Raw genomic sequence first — 17,168 nt, forward strand, 5'->3', positions numbered from 1 at the left:
CAAGGACTCCGCACCTAAGGATCCCCGCATCGATGGAGGACGCGATGAGCGGGCCGTACGACACCGAGGCGGACGTGTTCGCCGACGTCCGCGACATCTACACCGGCCACGCCAAGCACGGCGTGATGCGGGCCCGCAACCTCGACCTGCTCCTGCGCGCCTGCGCCGACCACGGCGTCGAACTGGGCGACTACGACCGGCGGGTGCTGCGCCGGCTCGCCGCCGGACCGCCCGAGACCGCCCAGGTCGTGGCGAGCCTCATCGCCCGCGCCGCCTTCTCACCGGGCGGCGAGCCCCGCTCGAAGCGGGCCTGACCGGTGCCTTCCCGCTCCGGGCGCCGGTTCAGGCGGTGAGCTCCTTCTCCAGCGGGGTGCGGAAGCGGGGGATCGGGCGCACGTCGCCGTACCAGGCGGCGATGCGCTCGGCCTCCCGCGCGACGGCGGCCTCGGCGTCGGCTCCGGCGTCCTCCAGCAGCCGGACGGCGATCTCGCCGTCCTTGCGCTGGGCCCAGCCGCCGACGATCCGCCCGTCCCACCATATGGACGGGCCGATGTTGCCGTTGCGGTCGAACAGCAGCGGGCCGTGGTCGCCGAGGAACCAGCCGCGCTCCTGCCAGCCCATCGGGGTGGGGTCGAGCGCGGGCAGCAGGGCTGCGGCGGGCTCGGGCGGGGGAGCGGGGTCCAGGTCGTCGGCGAGGACGATCCCGGGGGCGCCGTCGAGGTCGACCTCGGCGGTGTCGAGGCGGGCGAGCGCCTTGCCGACCTCCCCGGCCGTCCAGCCCGTCCACCATTTGAGATCGGCGGCGGGCGCCGGGCCGAAGGCGCGCAGCCAGCGCCGGGCGACCTCGGCGCGCGCCTCGTCGGCCGGGACCCGCTCGATCCCGCCGGGCAGCCACGTCTCGATCGGCGCCCACCGGTACTGGCTGCTGGTCCAGCCGCCGTTCGGGCGGCCCCGCACGATCAGGCCCTCGCAGCCGAGCGTCACCAGCACCCAGGTCGTCACGTTCGTCGGCCGCGAGTACGGCTTGCCCGGCGCGGGGTCGACCTGGGTGCGCAGCTCCGGCACGGCCGCGCTCAGCTGCGCGCCGGTCGCCTCGCCGCGCTCCAGCAGTACCCGGTGCGTCGCGTCCTCGACCTCGCGGATCCACTCGGCGACGTTCTCGATGTCGCTGCCGCGCTCGATCAAGGTGCCGTACCTGCGGCGCTGCTTGGCGGCGAGGGCGTTCGCGGTGGACGCCTGGAGCGCCGGGACCAGCTCGACCGGCGCGACGAACATCGTCCGGCGCATCGCCAGCATCCGCAGCAGCGTCCGGTCGTCGTAGAGGGCGCGCTCCACGTCGGACGGCCCGGCCGTGACGCTGCGGGCCGCGACCGACAGGAACACCGTGGCCGGGTCGGTGGCGTGCAGCACCACCAGCGACCGGGCGATCTCCGTGACGTCGTCGGTCCGGCCGGACGGGGCGAGGCGGTGCCGCCGCATGAGCCTGGCCCGCCGCTCGGCGACGCTGATCGAACGCATGAACGAATCATAGGGCCCGCGCGGCGCCCGGCGCGCCGGGGAACTGGATCTTCGGCCCGCCCCGTGCTGCACTGTGCGGATGACCGGTGACGTACGGACGACCGGTGACGACACGGCGGGCCTGGTCGTGTGCGCGGCGCTGCGGCTGGAGGCCCGCGCGGTGCGGCGCGGGCTCGCCCGCGCCCCCGCCGTGGTCGTCGGGTACCGCGCCCGGCGCGTTCCCCGCCTGCCCGAGCGCGCGGCCGTCGCCGTCGTCGGCTTCGGCGGCGCGCTCGACGACCGGCTCGCCCCGGGGACCGTCGTGGTGGCGGACGAGATCCGCGGCGGCGGCAAGCCCGTGCCCTGCCCCGGCGCGCGGGCGCTGGCCGCCGACCTCGCCCGCGACGGCCTGCGCGTCCACGTCGGGCCGCTGGTCTCCGCCGACCGGGTCGTCCGGGAGCGGGAACGCCACGTGTGGGCGGCGGACGGCGCCTGCGCGGTCGACATGGAGTCGGCGCGCGTCGCGGCGGCCCTTCCCCAGGGGACGCCGGTCGCCGCCCTGCGCGTCATCGTGGACGGCCCGCGCCACCCGCTGCTGCGGCCCGGCACGATCACCCGCGGCGTGGCCGCCTGGCGCGTCCTTGCCCGCACCGGCCCGGCTCTGGAGCGCTGGGCCGCGGAGCCGGTCTGACGGCGGCCCTGGTCAGGAGTGGCTCATCCCGTGCATGTCGCCGGACTGGATGTGCCCGCCCAGGTCCTTGCGCAGCGACTGCAGCGTCGCCTGGGTGCTGACCGCCACCCACCGCGTCCCCACCAGGTACGTCCCGCCCCACGGTTTCGCCTCGTTCAGCCACGCGTTCATGCCCTGGTCGCTGGTGAAGCTGACCAGCACGTACTGGCCGCGCGAGTTGCGGCAGTTGCCCTGCTGGAGCTGCTGCGCCTTGCGCCGGCCGACGAGGTCGCAGCCCGTCCGGGCGGCCAGCTCGTCCAGGCTCGCCGGTGCGGCGGCCCGGTCGCCGTCGCCGGACGCCCCGGCCCTGCCGGCCTTGCAGCCGGCCGCCAGCGGCAGCACCAGCACGGCGGCGACCGCCAGGGCCAGGCCGGCGCGGGGGAGTCCCGCTGCGCGTCCGAGGTGATGCGTTGAGCCCATGGCCCGTCCTCCCGGGGTGAGATGCGCGGTACGACGGGGCATACGCGCGCGGACCCGGAAGGGTTCAGCCGGACCACGCCAGCCGAAACAGGTCGGCGTGGACGGGACGCGGGTTCAGGTCGCCAGGCGGGCTCCGGCGGCGGCCCGCACGTCGGTCTCCTCGGCGTCGTCGTTGTGGAGGCGTTGCAGCCGGATGCGCGTCTCGCGGGTGAGCGGCGCGAACCGGGCGGCCTCGATGCGGACGCCCTCCTGGCAGTCCCAGAGGCCCTCGATGGTGTACGCCTCGGAGGTGTGCGGGGCGGTGCGGGTCAGAGCGGTCACAATGCGGGGTCGTAGGAAAGCGTAGGGGGATTCGGTCCAAGCGGTCTTCAGCAGCGGGACGGCCTCGCCGGCGCGCAGCCTCCCGAGCCCCTCGATCGGGCTCGCGGCGGCGCGCCACTCGCGCGCCTCCAGGGCCTCGCGCAGCTCGTCCATCAGCAATGGGACGTCCTGGCGGGTGCCGTGCCTGGCGAGCATGCTGAGCCCCATGAACGCGCAGCCGCCGCGTTCGGCGGCCCACGCCCGCGCCCACGGCAGCGCCTCCGGCCCGTACTCGCGCAGCGCCCGGCACATCGCGCCGCCGAACCTGCTCGGCCGCTGCGGCAGCACCTCCTGCGCGAGGTCCAGCAGCGCCGGGGTCCGCCGCCGCCCCAGCTCGAAGATCGCCGCGATGGCGGCGTCGTCGCGGCGCCTGGCCAGCTCCAGCAACTCGGCCTCGGTGCGCTGCGCCCCGCCCGGGATCGTGTTCACCGGCCGCCGCGGACGCCCCGCCTCCCGCCGCCGCGCCAGCGCCTCGGCTATCCGCGGCTGCCGCGCCGCCCATCTCTCGGTCACCGGATTCGGCCCCCACACCATGAGCCTGCGGATGTCGCCGTCGTCGCACCGCGCCGCCACCAGGCCGTCCAACCCGTCCGCCAGCGCCGGGTCGCCCAGCCGCACCAGCTCGTCGAGCGCGTCGAACCAGTGCGCGCCCTCCTCGGCGTACCGGCGCAGCGGGATCGCCGCCTCCCGCCGGCTCAGCCGCACCAGGTCCCCCAGCACCTCCAGCGCCAGCCGCACCCGCCACTCGTCCCCGTCCGCCTGGTCGGCCGGGTCGGCGAGATGCTCCGCGACCGGCCACACCGGCAACTCGAGGTCCACCATCAACCGGGCGTAGTACAGGCTCCGCGTCTCGCACTGCCGATCCCACCGCGGATCCGTGCGGACGCAGTCGTAGACGTACTCGCCCGCGCCGGGCCTGTCCGCCGCGCGGAGCGCGGCCCTCCCGAGCCCTCGCTGCAGTTGACCGCGCAGCGTGCTCGCCGATTCCAACACGACCTCGTTGCTCACCCCAGCAGAATGCGCACCCGACCAGATAACGGGCAAGTGCTTTTGGTCCCTAGATGCTTCTCTGGGCGATCCAGGAGGCGTGCAGGTCGGCGTAGACGCCCGGCCGGGCGACGAGCTCGGCGTGCGGGCCGCGCTGCACGATCCGACCCGCCTCGAAGACGATCACCTCGTCGGCCGCCTCGGCGGTGGACAGCCGGTGCGCGATGGAGACCGCGGTGCGGCCGCGGGTCGCCCCCTCCAGGGCGCGCTGGATCCGGACCTCGGTGGCCGGGTCGACCGCGGAGGTCGCCTCGTCCAGCACGAGCAGGTCGGGATCGGCGATGTAGGCGCGGGCCAGCGCCACGAGCTGCCGCTCGCCCGCCGACAGCGACTCGCCGCGCTGCCCGACCGGGGTGTCCAGGCCCTGCGGCAGGCCCTCCAGCCAGTCGGCGAGGCCCAGCTCCGCCACCGCCAGGGCGAGGTCGCCGTCGGTGGCGTCCGGACGGCCGTAGCGGATGTTGTCGGCGAGGGAGGCGTCGAACAGGAAGCCGTCCTGCGGCACCATGACGATCCGCTCGCGCAGCGAGGAGAACCGCACCCGGTCCAGCGGCACGCCGTCGACGAGCACCCGCCCGGACACCGGGTCCATCAGGCGGGTGAGCAGCTTGGCGAACGTCGTCTTGCCCGACCCCGTCTGCCCGACGATCGCGACGCGGCTGCGCGGCGCGATCTCCGCGGTCACGTCGTGCAGCACGGGCGGGCCGCCCGGGTAGGCGAACCCGACCGACTCGAACCGCACCTCGATCGGGCCGCGCGGCAGCGTCTCGCCGTCCTCGCCGGGGTCGGCGACGTCCGGGACGGTGTCGAGGACCCCCAGCACGCGCCGCCACCCGGCGATGGCGTTCTGCGCCTCGTTGAGCACCTCCGTCGCCGTCTGCATCGGGCTGACGAACAGGGTGACCAGGAACAGGAACGCCACCAGCTCACCGGCGGTCAGGTGGCCGCCGATGCCGAGCAGCGTCCCCACGACGACCACCCCGGCGGTGGCGGTGGCCGCGACCAGCTCGCTCACCGGGAACGTCAGCGCGACCATCGCCTGCGCGCGCGTCTGCGTGCTGCGGTAGTCGTCGACCGTCGCGTCGACGCGGTGCGCGGTGCGCTCCTCGGAGGCGTGGGCGCGGATGACGGCCGCGCCCACCACCGACTCGCTCACCGCGGCCAGCAGGTCGCCCATCCGCTCGCGCACCTGCATGTAGCGGGCCGACACGATCCGCTGGAAGCGGCGCAGCGCGAACGCCAGCGGCAGGAACGCCGCCCACACCAGCAGCGCCAGCTGCCACGAGTAGACCAGCATCAGCACGCTCGCGACGAGCAGCTGCCCGATCGACACGATGAACATCAGCCCGCCGGACTGCATGAAGTTGCTGATCTGGTCGACGTCCGAGGTCACCCGCGACACCAGCGAGCCGCGCCGCTCGCCGCTCTGCGTCAGCATCGACAGGTCGTGGACGTGCCGGAACGCCTTGACCCGCAGCCCCGCCAACCCGCCCTCGGACGTCTTGTAGAGCCGGACGTTCATCGCGTACGCGCACAGGGCCGTCAGCAGCACCGCGACCGCGCACAGCAGCACCGCCGAGCGGATGTAGCCGATGTCGGGGCCGCCGGCGCGGTCCAGGCCCTTGTCCATCGTCTGCTGCACGGCGATCGGGACCACCACCCGGCCCGCCGTCGACAGCAGCGCGAGCACCAGCGTCCCCGCCAGGCCCGCCCGGAACTCCGGGCTGAGCCGCAGGCCGCGGCGCAGCGTCGACAGCCCGCCCTCGGTCGTGGACGTCTCGTCAATGCCGGTGAGCGTGCTCACGCCAGGGCCTCCTCGCCGCCGTCGAACGCCTCTTGATCCGCTTCCGCCCTCTCGTAGGCGGTGACGAGCTCGCGGTAGCCCGCGGACGTCTCCAGCAGCTCGGCGTGGGTGCCGCGCGCGGTGACGCGGCCGTGGTCCAGGTACACGACCTCGTCGGCCAGCGAGATCGTGGCCTTGCGGTAGGCGACGACCACGACGGTCGCGCCGCCGCCGTCCTCGCCGGCCGTCTGCGCCTCCCGCAGGCTCTGCAGGATGCGCGCCTCCACCTGCGGGTCGACGCTGGACGTCGCGTCGTCCAGCACGAGCAGCCGGGGCCGCCGCACCAGCGCCCGCGCCAGCGCGAGCCGCTGCCGCTGCCCGCCCGACAGCGACGCGCCCCGCTCGCCGACCCGCGTGTCGAGGCCGTCGGCGAGCGCGGCGACGAACCCGTCGGCCTGCGCGAGCCGCAGCGCCTCCCAGACGCGCTCGTCGGGGACGTCCAGGCCGAGTGTCACGTTCCCGCGGACGGTGTCGTCGAACAGGAACGTCTGCTGCGGGACCAGCGCGGCCGTCTCGGCGACGCCGCCCCGCCGGACGTCCCGCAGGTCGACCCCGTCCAGCAGGACCGACCCGTCGGCCGGGTCGACCAGCCGCACCAGCAGCGAGGTGAGCGTCGACTTGCCGGAGCCGGTGGGGCCGACCAGCGCGACCGTCCGTCCGGGGGAGGCGGTGAACGACACGTCGTGCAGCACCTCGCGGTCCCCGCCGGCGCTCGCGTAGCCGAACCGGACGTCGCGGACCTCCAGCGCGGCGGCCTTGTCCTCGCCGAGCGCCGCGTCCCCGAACGGCAGCGACCCCGTCGCGTCCAGCACGCCGCGGACCCGCTCCCACCCGACGACGCTGCGCGGCACCTCCGCCAGCACCCAGCCGAGCGCCCGGATCGGCCACGACAGCAGCGTGAACAGGTACGACACGTGCACCAGGTCGCCGGCCGTCATCGCGCCGGAGTCCAGCCGCACCGACCCGATCAGCAGGACGGCCAGCACGCCGAGGTTCGGCAGCGCCTCCAGCACCGGGTCGAACAGCCCCCGGATCCGGCCGACCGCGATGTTGGCGTCGCGCAGCTCGTGCGCCCGCTCCCGGAACCGCTCGGTCTCCGACCCCTCCCGGCCGAGGGTCTTGACCACCAGGCCGCCCTCGAAGCTCTCGTGCGCGACCTCGCTGACCTCGGCGCGCAGCTGCTGCGCCCGCGTCGCCACGGGCGCGAGCCGGCGCTGGTACACCACGTTGATCAGCGCGATCGCCGGGAAGATCAGGAAGCCGACCACGGCCACCGCGACATCGGTGAGCAGGATCGACACCGCCGCGATCAGCAGCATGAACACCACGCCGACCGCCATCGGCAGCGGCGCGATCGGCGCCCACACCGCCTCCACGTCGGCGTTGGCGTTCGACAGCAGCTGCCCGGTCGGGTGGCGGTGGTGCCAGGCCAGCGGCAGCCGCAGGTACTGCCGGGTCACCGACCGGCGGTAGGCGGCCTGCATCCGGTACTGCATCAGCCCCGCGTAGAAGCGGCGGCCCGCGACGCCGAGCGCCTTCAGCAGCGCGACGCCGACGATCGCCGCCGCCGCGCCCGACAGCGCCCCGGCCGTCGTGTGCCCGTCCCGGAACGCCGGGACGACGACGGTCTGCGTCGCCCAGCCGAGCACCTGGGCGGTCGCGACGGTCATCGCCGCGTACACCGCGCTGGCGACGACCGACACGGTGAAGACCCGCGGTTCGGCGCGGACGGCGACCCACAGCACCCGCATCCCCTCGCGCAGGACATGGGGGCTTACGCGTCTGGACGCAGGCGGCACGGCTGACTCCTCGATCACGGCACGGCGACCCGGGGCGTTGCCCCCTGCGTACGGGGTTGTGGGGGTTCGGGCCTGAATAGTCCTTACCATGCGGCCCGGGCGCTTATTCCCGAGCGGGGCGCGGCGGCCTACGATCATCCAATGAGCACGCCCGAGGACGACCCCGTCCGGCGCGAGCGCGGCCTGCTGGCCGGCGCCCTGGCCGAGGCGGGACCCGACGCCCCCACCCGGTGCGGCGGCTGGGACGCCCGCGACCTGGCCGCGCACCTGGTCGTCCGGGAGGGGCGGCCGGACGCCGGGCCGGGAATCCTGCTGCCCCCGCTGGCCTTCTACACCGAGCGCGTCCGGCGCCGCACCGCGCGTGCCCTCCCGTTCGAGCGGCTGGTGGAACGGTTCGGGCAGGGTCCGCCGAAGTTCTCGCCGTACGCGCTTCCGGGGGTGGACAAAATCGCCAACGGTGTCGAGTTCTTTGTTCACCATGAGGACATCCGCCGGGCCCGGCCGGACTGGGAGCCCAGGGAGCTGTCCGGTGAACTCGAGGAACTTCTCTGGCGACGGATAAAAATTGCCCGCTTTGTCCTAAGAAAAGTTCACGTCGAGGTAACGCTGGTGCGGCCCGACGGACGCAGCGCCCGGGTGTCCGGCGGCGGCCGCGCGCGGGGCGGCGGCGGGCGCGGCGGCTCCGGCGGCGGCTCCGGCCCCGTGCGGGTGCACGGCCCGGTCGGCGAACTCGTCCTGTGGGCGCTCGGCCGCACGGACGTCGCCCGCGTCCGCCTCACCGGGCCCACGGACTCTGTCAAGACCCTGACCGAGACCGGTTGGAGTCTTTAACGGGCAGGTAACGGCAGGGTTCGCCGAGAGGAGAAACGCAAGCCTTCCCGCTCCTGCGTTTTACGCGGAACCGGTGATACGGTGGGGCTGTCGGTTGCAGTCGTGGTTCTCGATCGTTTGTCCAGACGCCCGCGAACTGATGGCAGCGGGCGTTTTGGCTTTTCCGGGACCGTACCGGGGGCGAGAGCGTTCCGCAGCGACCGCGCCGGGTCCGCGAGGTGTGGGCCCGTGTTTTGCCGCAAGGAGAAAGACATGCCCCAGCAGGGCACCGTGAAGTGGTTCAACGCCGAGAAGGGCTTCGGCTTCATCGCCGTGGACGGCGGAGGACCGGACGTCTTCGTGCACTACTCGGCCATCCAGTCCTCCGGGTACCGCTCGCTGGACGAGAACCAGCGCGTCCAGTTCGAGGTGACGCAGGGTAACCGGGGTCCGCAGGCCGACCAGGTCGTCCCCCTGTAACACCCGCAGTCGTACGTCTGGGCCCGTCTCCCCCTCTCCCAGGGGTAGGCGGGCCCTTTCGTCTCCCGCCGTCCCGCACCGCCGTCCCGCACGCCGCCCGCACCGCGGCCCGGCGCCGGGGGCCGTCACGGGTACCGGGACCCACCCGGCACAATGGACGCATGCCCGTTCCCCCGTCCGACCTGGACCCGAAGATCGCCGAGCGGCTGAAGCGCGACGCGAGCGGACTCGTGCCCGCGATCGCCCAGCAGTACGACACCGGCGAGGTGCTCATGCTCGGCTGGATGGACGACGAGGCCCTGCACCGCACCCTCACCACCGGCCGCTGCACCTACTGGTCGCGCAGCCGGCGGGAGTACTGGGTCAAGGGCGAGACCTCCGGCCACCAGCAGTGGGTGAAGTCCGTCGCCCTCGACTGCGACGCCGACGCGATCCTGGTCAAGGTCGACCAGGTCGGCGCCGCCTGCCACACCGGCGACCGCACCTGCTGGGACGCCGACGTGCTCGACGCCGTGGTCGGGGAACGCCCTGACGCCCGCTCATGACCCCCGGGCGTGAGCGCGGCCTCACCGCGCTGCTGTGCGCCGCCGGCGCGGGCCTGGCCCTGCTCGCCGGGAGCCGCACCTGGGCCACGGTCAAGGCCGAGGACGCCATCACCCCGTTCTCCCAGCACCTGACCGGCCACGACCTCGGCGGCACCGCGACCGCGCTCGGCTGGGCCGGCCTCGCCGGGCTCGCCGCCCTGTTCGCCACCCGGGGCCGCGTCCGGACGGGCGTCGGCGTCCTCATCGCCCTGTTCGGCGCCGGCGTCGTCTACGCCTCCGCCGCCGCCGTCCAGCGCGGCCACGTGCTGTCGGTGGCCGGCGACAAGAGCGCCCTGCTGAAGATCGGCGCGCACCCCTCGCTCGCGGTGAACCTGTGGTGGATGGCCTCGGTGACCGGCGGCGTCCTGCTCGTCGCCGGCGGGCTGGTCGCCGCCGTCCGCGGCACCCGCTGGCCCGGCATGTCCGCCCGCTACGAGCGGGCCGGCGCCCCCGCGTCCCGTCCCGCCGCCCGGCGGAAGGCCGCCGGGAGCGGCGCCCCCGCGCAGGACCCGTCCGCCCTGTGGAAGTCCCTCGACCGCGGAGAGGACCCGACCGCCGCGGACGAGCCCGCCGGCCCCGCCGACCAGGACCCGGCCGGACGCGAGGAGGGCGACCCCGCCGCGCACCGGAACGGCCGCCCGTGACCGCCGACGGCCTGGTCCTGGTCGCCGAGCACGACCCCGCCGTCGCCGAACTCCAGCGCCGCTACCTCGCCCGCGAGGGCTACGACGTGCGGATCGAGGCCGACCCCGGGCGCGCGCCCGCCGCCGCCGAACGCGCCCGGCCCGACGTCGTCGTCCTCGACCTGTCCACCAGCGCGCTGCCCGCCGACCTGTACCGCCGCGTCGCCGAGGCCGCCCGCCCCGCGCCCGTCGTGGCGGTCACCGGCCCCCTCGACCCCGCGATCTCCCGCGCCCTCGGCGAGCACCAAGTCGACCGCCCCTTCGGCCCCCGCGTGCTGGTCGCCGCCGTCGCCGACGCGCTGCGCCGCCGCGGCCCCCTCCCCGCGCCCGGCCCCCTGCGCGCCGGACCCGTCGCCGTCGACCCCCGCGACCGCACCGTCGCCGTCGGCGACCGCCGCGTCGCCCTCACCGTCACCGAGTTCGACCTCCTCGAGTTCCTGATGGCCAACCCCGGCCGCGTCTTCAGCCGCGAACAGCTCCTCGACGCCGCCTGGGGCCCCGGCGCCGGCGCCGGCAGCCGCACCGTCGACGTCCACGTCGCCCAGCTGCGCGCCAAACTCGGCCACGACAACCCCATCCGCACCGTCCGCGGCGTGGGGTACGTGTTAGACGCGTAGCCCTCGGCGTCGAGGTCGCTTGAGCCGAGGTTCGGGGCTTGGGGTGCGCTTAGGGTGGGTGGGGTGAGCCGTGCAGTTGCGCCAGTGCCTTCGCCGACAGGGAGCCGTCCGGGGCGCGGGGGAGTGGTGCGGGCGCTGATGCCGCAGGGGGCCGTGCTGGCCGCGGCGGCCGCCGGGTCGGTGCTCGTCGCGCTCGTCGACCCGAACCAGCCGGGCCACTACCCGACCTGCCCGTTCCTGGCCATGACCGGCTACTACTGCCCCGGCTGCGGCGCGACACGGCTGGTCAACGCGCTCACGCACGGGCATGTCGGCACCGCGTTCGGGTTCAACCCGCTGCTGTTCCTGCTGCTGCCCGTCTTCGGCTACCTGTACGTCCGCTGGACGGTGCTCACCGTGCGGAGGCGGCCGATGTGGTCCGCGATGTTCCGGCCGGCGGCGGTGTACGCCTTCCTCGCCGTGGTGATCGTCTACTGGATCGTGCGGAACCTGCCGTTCGCGCACGCCCTGGCGCCCTGACCCGCCGGCGGCGCGGCCGGGCGCGCGAGCGCCGTGCCCGCCGGGCGTCCAGGACCCCTCCCGGATGCGAGGACCGTCGGTGGGGGCGGCTACGATCGGTGCACGGATCGACCGCAAATAGGGGGCCTGCCACGTGAGCGTCTTGGACGAGATCATCGACGGCGTCCGGGCCGATCTCGCCGAACGGCAGCGGGAGGTTCCGCTCGGCGCGCTGAAGGACAAGGCCGCCGCCGCCCCCGCCCCCCGCGACGCGCTCGCCGCGCTGCGCGGGCCCGGCGTCTCGGTCATCGCCGAGGTCAAGCGCAGCAGCCCGTCCAAGGGCGCGCTCGCCGCGATCGCCGACCCCGCCGCGCTCGCCCGCGACTACGAGGCCGGCGGCGCCAAGGTGATCAGCGTGCTGACCGAGCGGCGCCGCTTCGGCGGCAGCCTGCAGGACCTCGCGGACGTGCGCGCCAACGTCGGCGTCTCCGTCCTGCGCAAGGACTTCATCGTCACCTCCTACCAGCTGTGGGAGGCGCGCGCGCACGGCGCCGACATGGCGCTGCTGATCGTCGCCGCGCTGGAGCAGGACGCGCTGGTGTCGCTGGTCGAGCGCGCCGAGTCGATCGGGCTGCTGCCGCTGGTCGAGGTGCACACCGAGGAGGAGGCCGCCCGCGCGGTGGACGCGGGCGCCAAGGTCATCGGGGTGAACGCGCGCGACCTGCGCACCCTGCAGGTCGACCGGGGCGTGTTCGCGCGCGTCGCGCCCGCGATCCCCAAGGACGTCGTGAAGATCGCCGAGTCGGGGGTGCGGGGCCCGCACGACCTGCTCGCCTACGCCTCCAGCGGCGCCGACGCGGTGCTGGTGGGGGAGAGCCTGGTGATCGGCCGCGACCCGCGGACCGCGGTCGCCGACCTGGTCGCCGCGGGCGCGCACCCGGCTCTGCGGCAGAGCGGCTGACCGGCCGCGGTGGAAACTCGATAGGCTGCGTGCCATGCCCGCAGAGCCGCTCCACGAGCGATGGCGGGGCCTCGCCGCATCTCCCTGAGACTGTCCGACGCAGGCCCCTACACGCATGACAGGACGCGTTTTCCCATGACCATCGACAGTGCGGCGCGCGGTGCCGCCGTCCCCGACGCCACCGGGCACTTCGGCCCCTTCGGCGGCCGGTTCGCCCCCGAGGCGCTGATGGCGGCGCTGGACGAGCTGACCCGCGAGTTCGAGACCGCGAAGAACGACCCCGCCTTCACCGCCGAGCTCGACGACCTGCTCGCGAACTACGCGGGCCGGCCGAGCCTGCTGACCGAGGCCGGGCGGTTCGCCGAGCACGCGGGCGGCGCCCGGGTGCTGCTGAAGCGCGAGGACCTCAACCACACCGGCTCCCACAAGATCAACAATGTGCTCGGGCAGGCGCTGCTCACCCGGCGGATGGGCAAGACCCGGGTGATCGCCGAGACCGGCGCCGGGCAGCACGGCGTCGCCACCGCCACCGCCGCGGCGCTCCTCGGCCTGGAGTGCACCGTCTACATGGGCGAGGTCGACACCGAGCGGCAGGCCCTCAACGTCGCCCGGATGCGGATGCTCGGCGCCGAGGTGATCCCGGTGCGGACCGGCAGCCGCACCCTCAAGGACGCCTGCAACGAGGCGTTCCGCGACTGGGTCGCCAGCGTCGACCGCACCCACTACTGCATCGGCTCGGTGATGGGCCCGCACCCGTTCCCGATGATGGTCCGCGACTTCCAGCGGATCATCGGCGTGGAGGCGCGGCGCCAATGCCTCGAGCTGACCGGCGCCCTGCCGGACGCGGTCGTCGCCTGCGTCGGTGGCGGCTCCAACGCCATCGGCATGTTCCACGCCTTCGTCCCGGACGAGTCCGTCCGGCTCTACGGGTTCGAGGCGGGCGGCGACGGCGTCGCGTCCGGCAAGCACGCCGCGACGCTCGTCGGCGGCTCGCTCGGCGTGATCCACGGCATGCGCACCTACCTGCTGCAGGACGACGACGGCCAGACCCTGGAGACCCACTCGATCTCCGCGGGCCTGGACTACCCCGGCGTCGGCCCCGAGCATTCCTGGCTGCACGACTCCGGCCGCGCCGAGTACCGCGAGATCACCGACGCCGAGGCCATGGACGCGTTCTCGCTGCTGTGCCGCACCGAGGGCATCATCCCGGCGATCGAGTCCGCGCACGCGCTGGCCGGCGCGCTCAAGGTCGGCAAGGAGCTGGGCCCGGACGCCACGATCGCGGTGTGCCTGTCCGGACGCGGCGACAAGGACATGCACACGGCCGCCTCCTTCTTCGGCCTGATGCCGGAAGGAGACCAGCGGTGACCGCCAAGGACGCCTACGACAAGGCCAGGGCGGAGAACCGCGCCGCGCTCGTCGGCTACCTGCCCGCCGGGTTCCCCACCCGCGAGGGCGCCATCGAGGCCGCCAAGGCCATGGTCGACGCCGGCTGCGACGTCATCGAGATCGGGCTGCCCTACACCGACCCGATGATGGACGGCCCCGTCATCCAGGACGCCGTGCACCGGGCGCTCGTCGGGGGCGTCCGCGTCGCCGACGTGTTCCGCACCGTCGAGGCGATCGCCGCCACCGGCGCCCCGACGCTGGTGATGACGTACTGGAACCCCATCGACCGGCACGGCGTCGGCGCGTTCGCCCGCGACCTCGCCAACGCCGGCGGCGCCGGGCTGATCACCCCCGACCTCACGCCCGAGGAGGGCGGCGAGTGGATCGACGCCGCCGACGAGCACGGCCTCGACCGGGTGTTCCTCGTCGCGCTCAGCTCCACCGACGAGCGGATCGAGACCATCACCGGCGCGTCCCGCGGGTTCGTCTACGCGGCGTCGCTGATGGGCGTCACCGGCGCCCGCAACGCCGTCGACACCGGCGCGCCCCGGCTCGTGGAGCGCACCCGGGAGATCATCGGGCGGTCCGGCCGGGACCTGCCGATCGGGCTCGGGCTCGGGGTGAGCAACGGCGCCCAGGCCGCCGAGGTCGCCGGCTTCGCCGACGGCGTGATCGTCGGCTCGGCGTTCGTCCGCCGGCTGCTGGACGCCCCGGACCTCGCCGCCGGCCTCGCCGGCGTCCGCGCCCTCACCGCGGAACTGGCCGAGGGCGTCCGCAAGGGCCGCTGACAAGGGCCGCTGACTAGGGCCTCGGCTGAGGCCCGCCGGGAAAGATCATCGACGTCCGCGGAAACGGCGCGACCGTTTCCGCGGACGTTTTTCCGCGTTCCGGGAACTCCGCGTCACCGCCGTCCGGTTCATGCATGTGACGGCCTCCCGCTCCCGTAAGGTGTCTTCGCCGGCGGAGGCCGTCCCGGAAGGATCCACGATGACGCAAGAGATGACGGCGCGGGAACGCGCGGCGGCGGCGGCGCCCGTCCCGGCCCTGTGGTACCAGGCCGTGGCCTGGCTGCTGACGCTCGCCGGGCTCGGCATCTCCGTCTACCTGACGATCAGCCACTACGACGAGGGCGCGCTGGTCTGCTCGGCCACCAGCACGGTCGACTGCCACGCGGTCACCACCAGCGAGTACTCCACGCTGGCCGGCATCCCGATGCCGCTGCTCGGGCTGGCGTTCTTCGTCGGGTTCGGCGCGCTGCTGACCCCCTGGGCGCTGCGCTCGCAGTGGCCGCCGCTGCGCTGGGGGCGGCTGGCGGCCGTCTCGGTCGGCGTCCTGTTCGTGGTGTACCTGGTGACGGTGGAACTGGCGGTCCTGCACAAGATCTGCCTGTGGTGCAGCGGGGTCCACGCCGTCACTATCCTGCTCTTCGTCCTCGTTCTGTTCGACGAATTCCGGCGGATCGGTCAGGCCGACTAGGTCCGCCGGGTCCCGCGCCACGCAGCACGCGCGGCCCCCATCCATAGGAGTACCAATGAGCAAGGCCGCACGAGAGCGGTCCGCGAGAGAGCGCCTCGCCGCCGAGCGGCGGCGGCAGGCGGCGCGGGCCAAGCAGCGGCGGCTGCTGTCCATCGTCCTCGGGGCGGTGGTCGCGGTTGCGGTGATCGTGGTGGCGACCGTCCTCGTCATCGACCAGAAGAACAAGAACGGGCACGCCGAGGCGCACAAGGGCGCGCTCGCCCCGCTCAGCCGGCAGTCCGACGGGTCGATCCTGATGGCCAAGGCGGGCGTGACCAAGCCCGAGCTGGAGATCTTCGAGGACTTCCAGTGCCCGATCTGCAAGCAGTTCGAGTCGGCCACCGGCTCGACCGTGCAGCAGCTCGCCGCCGAGGGCAAGGTCAAGGTCGTCTACCGGCCGTTCCACCTGTTCGGCCAGCAGAAGGACCCCGTCAAGACCAACTCGCTGCGGTCGGCCGAGGCGGCGCTGTGCGTCCCCGCGGACAAGTGGATCTCCTACCACGACGCGCTGTTCAAGTTCCAGCCGGCCGAGGGCGAGAAGGGCTTCTCGCCCGACGACCTGGTCAAGTGGGGCAAGGACGTCGGCGTCAGCGACCCGAACTTCGAGAAGTGCGTGCGGGACGAGCAGAAGAAGTCCACCGTGGACTCGATGACCAGCTACGCCCTGCAGACCCGCGGCATTGACGGCACCCCCACGGTGTTCCTGGACGGCAAGAAGCTCGACGCCAGCCAGTTCATGGACCCGTCCGCGCTCAAGGTCACCATCGACGCGGCCGCGGCCGTGTCCGGCAAGAAGTGACCCCCGCCGGGAACTGACCGGGGAGGCGGCGGCCCGCCACCGAGGGGGCCGCCGCCCGACCCGCTGACCATCCGCGCCGCCTCACCGCGCCGGACGCTCCGTCCCACTACGCTCTGGTGTCCTCAGGCAACACACCGTCACGGGCGATGGGGGATCGATGAGCAAGGCCGACAGGGAGCGTTCCGCGCGGGACCGGCTCGCGGACGAGCGGAGGCGGGCCGCCGCGGCCCAGCGGCGCAGGCGGCTGCTGGTGGTCGTGCTCGGCGCCGTGGCGGCGGTGGCCGTCGTGGTCGTCATCGTCGTGGTCGTGGTGGGCCGCAACGGGGGCGGCGGCTCCAAGGTCGACGACTACACCGGCCCGATCGCGCCCGCCACCCGGCAGCAGGACGGCTCGGTCGCCATGGCGAACTCCGGCGTCACCTCGCCCGTCCTGGACGTCTTCGAGGACTTCCAGTGCCCCGCCTGCAAGGCCATGGAGGCCCGGGTCGGCGGCACCATGAAGAAGCTCGCCGCCGAAGGCAAGGTCAGGGTCGTCTACCGGCCGTTCCAGCTGTTCCAGCAGGACCCGCTGATGTCGAACTCGCGGCGCGCCGCCAACGCCGCCGCCTGCATGCCGGCCGACCACTGGGTCAAGTACCACGACAAGCTGTACGCCGAGCAGCCGCCCGAGGGCGACAAGGGCTTCCCCAACGCCGACCTGATCAAGTGGGCGGCGCGGCTCGGCGTCACCGCCCCCTCGTTCGCCGCGTGCGTGAACGGCGGGCAGAAGCTGGGCCAGGTCGACCGGGCCACCGCCTACGCCGGCAAGGCCGGGGTGACCGCGACGCCCTACCTCGCGCTGAACGGCAGGCAGCTCGGCGACGACGCCCTCGGCTCCCCGGACGGCCTGGAGAAGGCCGTCGCCAAGGCCGGCTCCGGCACCCCGCGGTCGGCGGGAACGCGCCCGTCGCAGGGCTGAGCCGCCCCCGGCCGGGACCGGTGCGGGACGCCCGCGCGGCGTCCCGCACCGGTCTCGTACCGGTGTCCGTAGCGCGGCGATCGGCTGTCGGTGGCGCGGACGTTTCCGCCCCATGCCGCCGGAGGCGGTAACGTCAACGGTCATGCACCCGGTCGCCTTCATCCCGAGCCCGTCGCAGGGC

At 74.2% G+C, this 17,168-nt stretch carries 19 protein-coding genes; 14 read left to right on the plus strand and 5 right to left on the minus strand.

Going from position 1 to position 17,168, the window contains the following annotated elements; all coding sequences use genetic code 11:
* Positions 1-32 precede the first annotated feature (32 nt).
* A complete protein-coding gene (locus tag QP089_RS45615; RefSeq protein WP_285920845.1) occupies positions 33-314 on the plus strand; it encodes a hypothetical protein in 282 nt (93 codons plus the stop codon).
* Between the two features lie 28 nt (positions 315-342).
* On the opposite strand, the gene QP089_RS45620 is transcribed toward QP089_RS45615, so the two are convergent.
* A complete protein-coding gene (locus tag QP089_RS45620; RefSeq protein ID WP_285920846.1) occupies positions 343-1,518 on the minus strand; it encodes a winged helix DNA-binding domain-containing protein in 1,176 nt (391 codons plus the stop codon).
* Positions 1,519-1,597: 79 nt separating this feature from the next.
* Between QP089_RS45620 and QP089_RS45625 the strand changes: the two genes are divergently transcribed.
* Positions 1,598-2,188: a phosphorylase family protein gene (locus QP089_RS45625; RefSeq protein ID WP_285920847.1), complete on the plus strand. Its 591-nt coding sequence runs from the start codon at positions 1,598-1,600 to the stop codon at positions 2,186-2,188.
* A 12-nt stretch (positions 2,189-2,200) separates the two neighbouring features.
* On the opposite strand, the gene QP089_RS45630 is transcribed toward QP089_RS45625, so the two are convergent.
* The 4 genes from QP089_RS45630 to QP089_RS45645 all read right to left on the minus strand — a co-directional run bounded on the left by QP089_RS45630 (position 2,201) and on the right by QP089_RS45645 (position 7,783).
* Positions 2,201-2,647: a hypothetical protein gene (locus QP089_RS45630; RefSeq protein ID WP_285920848.1), complete on the minus strand. Its 447-nt coding sequence runs from the start codon at positions 2,645-2,647 to the stop codon at positions 2,201-2,203.
* Between the two features lie 114 nt (positions 2,648-2,761).
* Entirely contained in the window at positions 2,762-4,015 is a 1,254-nt protein-coding gene (locus tag QP089_RS45635) for a hypothetical protein (protein WP_285920849.1), read from the minus strand.
* Positions 4,016-4,064: 49 nt separating this feature from the next.
* On the minus strand, positions 4,065-5,855 hold the full coding sequence (locus QP089_RS45640) for an ABC transporter ATP-binding protein (protein WP_285920850.1): 1,791 nt from the start codon (positions 5,853-5,855) through the stop codon (positions 4,065-4,067).
* Entirely contained in the window at positions 5,852-7,783 is a 1,932-nt protein-coding gene (locus tag QP089_RS45645; protein ID WP_446474147.1) for an ABC transporter ATP-binding protein, read from the minus strand. The genes QP089_RS45640 and QP089_RS45645 overlap by 4 nt, the downstream gene beginning before the upstream one ends.
* 51 nt (positions 7,784-7,834) lie before the next feature.
* On the opposite strand from QP089_RS45645, the gene QP089_RS45650 reads away from it, so the two are divergent.
* The 12 genes from QP089_RS45650 (at position 7,835) to QP089_RS45705 (ending at position 16,987) form a co-directional block, all read left to right on the plus strand.
* Positions 7,835-8,524 (plus strand): TIGR03085 family metal-binding protein, encoded by a 690-nt coding sequence (locus QP089_RS45650; RefSeq protein WP_285920851.1) that lies wholly within the window; start codon positions 7,835-7,837, stop codon positions 8,522-8,524.
* A 252-nt stretch (positions 8,525-8,776) separates the two neighbouring features.
* Complete coding sequence (locus QP089_RS45655) at positions 8,777-8,983, plus strand: cold-shock protein (RefSeq protein ID WP_030144886.1); 207 nt, start codon at positions 8,777-8,779, stop codon at positions 8,981-8,983.
* A 161-nt stretch (positions 8,984-9,144) separates the two neighbouring features.
* Positions 9,145-9,528, plus strand: coding sequence for a phosphoribosyl-AMP cyclohydrolase (hisI, locus tag QP089_RS45660; protein ID WP_285920852.1), 384 nt, complete (start codon positions 9,145-9,147; stop codon positions 9,526-9,528).
* Positions 9,525-10,211, plus strand: a complete 687-nt coding sequence (locus tag QP089_RS45665) for a Trp biosynthesis-associated membrane protein (protein WP_285920853.1) — start codon at positions 9,525-9,527, stop codon at positions 10,209-10,211. The genes hisI and QP089_RS45665 overlap by 4 nt, the downstream gene beginning before the upstream one ends.
* Entirely contained in the window at positions 10,208-10,867 is a 660-nt protein-coding gene (locus tag QP089_RS45670; RefSeq protein WP_285920854.1) for a response regulator transcription factor, read from the plus strand. The genes QP089_RS45665 and QP089_RS45670 overlap by 4 nt, the downstream gene beginning before the upstream one ends.
* 138 nt (positions 10,868-11,005) lie before the next feature.
* Positions 11,006-11,386 carry a DUF2752 domain-containing protein gene (locus QP089_RS45675; protein ID WP_285920855.1) on the plus strand — a complete coding sequence of 127 codons (381 nt, stop codon included), beginning with the start codon at positions 11,006-11,008 and terminating at the stop codon, positions 11,384-11,386.
* 133 nt (positions 11,387-11,519) lie between these two features.
* The gene (gene trpC, locus QP089_RS45680; protein WP_285920856.1) at positions 11,520-12,326 is read left to right on the plus strand and encodes an indole-3-glycerol phosphate synthase TrpC; all 807 of its coding nucleotides are present in this window, start codon (positions 11,520-11,522) and stop codon (positions 12,324-12,326) included.
* 135 nt (positions 12,327-12,461) lie between these two features.
* On the plus strand, positions 12,462-13,694 hold the full coding sequence (trpB, locus tag QP089_RS45685) for a tryptophan synthase subunit beta (RefSeq protein WP_285920857.1): 1,233 nt from the start codon (positions 12,462-12,464) through the stop codon (positions 13,692-13,694).
* Positions 13,691-14,503, plus strand: a complete 813-nt coding sequence (trpA, locus tag QP089_RS45690) for a tryptophan synthase subunit alpha (protein WP_285920858.1) — start codon at positions 13,691-13,693, stop codon at positions 14,501-14,503. The genes trpB and trpA overlap by 4 nt, the downstream gene beginning before the upstream one ends.
* A gap of 199 nt (positions 14,504-14,702) precedes the next feature.
* Positions 14,703-15,191, plus strand: a complete 489-nt coding sequence (locus QP089_RS45695) for a vitamin K epoxide reductase family protein (protein WP_285920859.1) — start codon at positions 14,703-14,705, stop codon at positions 15,189-15,191.
* A 55-nt stretch (positions 15,192-15,246) separates the two neighbouring features.
* Entirely contained in the window at positions 15,247-16,029 is a 783-nt protein-coding gene (locus QP089_RS45700) for a DsbA family protein (RefSeq protein WP_285920860.1), read from the plus strand.
* 157 nt (positions 16,030-16,186) lie between these two features.
* Positions 16,187-16,987, plus strand: a complete 801-nt coding sequence (locus tag QP089_RS45705) for a DsbA family protein (protein ID WP_285920861.1) — start codon at positions 16,187-16,189, stop codon at positions 16,985-16,987.
* Positions 16,988-17,168 lie beyond the last annotated feature (181 nt).

The organism is Actinomadura opuntiae (assembly GCF_030283205.1).
GTDB lineage: Bacteria > Actinomycetota > Actinomycetes > Streptosporangiales > Streptosporangiaceae > Spirillospora.

Excerpts from the sequence above, each read along its gene's own strand:
- QP089_RS45615 (WP_285920845.1), top strand. The coding sequence starts at position 33 with ATGGAGGACGCGATGAGCGGGCCGTACGACACCGAGGCGGACGTGTTC.
- QP089_RS45620 (WP_285920846.1), bottom strand. The coding sequence starts at position 1,518 with ATGCGTTCGATCAGCGTCGCCGAGCGGCGGGCCAGGCTCATGCGGCGG.
- QP089_RS45625 (WP_285920847.1), top strand. The coding sequence starts at position 1,598 with ATGACCGGTGACGTACGGACGACCGGTGACGACACGGCGGGCCTGGTC.
- QP089_RS45630 (WP_285920848.1), bottom strand. The coding sequence starts at position 2,647 with ATGGGCTCAACGCATCACCTCGGACGCGCAGCGGGACTCCCCCGCGCC.
- QP089_RS45645 (WP_446474147.1), bottom strand. The coding sequence starts at position 7,783 with ATGGTAAGGACTATTCAGGCCCGAACCCCCACAACCCCGTACGCAGGG.
- QP089_RS45650 (WP_285920851.1), top strand. The coding sequence starts at position 7,835 with ATGAGCACGCCCGAGGACGACCCCGTCCGGCGCGAGCGCGGCCTGCTG.
- QP089_RS45655 (WP_030144886.1), top strand. The coding sequence starts at position 8,777 with ATGCCCCAGCAGGGCACCGTGAAGTGGTTCAACGCCGAGAAGGGCTTC.
- hisI (WP_285920852.1), top strand. The coding sequence starts at position 9,145 with ATGCCCGTTCCCCCGTCCGACCTGGACCCGAAGATCGCCGAGCGGCTG.
- QP089_RS45665 (WP_285920853.1), top strand. The coding sequence starts at position 9,525 with ATGACCCCCGGGCGTGAGCGCGGCCTCACCGCGCTGCTGTGCGCCGCC.
- QP089_RS45675 (WP_285920855.1), top strand. The coding sequence starts at position 11,006 with ATGCCGCAGGGGGCCGTGCTGGCCGCGGCGGCCGCCGGGTCGGTGCTC.
- trpB (WP_285920857.1), top strand. The coding sequence starts at position 12,462 with ATGACCATCGACAGTGCGGCGCGCGGTGCCGCCGTCCCCGACGCCACC.
- QP089_RS45695 (WP_285920859.1), top strand. The coding sequence starts at position 14,703 with ATGACGCAAGAGATGACGGCGCGGGAACGCGCGGCGGCGGCGGCGCCC.
- QP089_RS45700 (WP_285920860.1), top strand. The coding sequence starts at position 15,247 with ATGAGCAAGGCCGCACGAGAGCGGTCCGCGAGAGAGCGCCTCGCCGCC.
- QP089_RS45705 (WP_285920861.1), top strand. The coding sequence starts at position 16,187 with ATGAGCAAGGCCGACAGGGAGCGTTCCGCGCGGGACCGGCTCGCGGAC.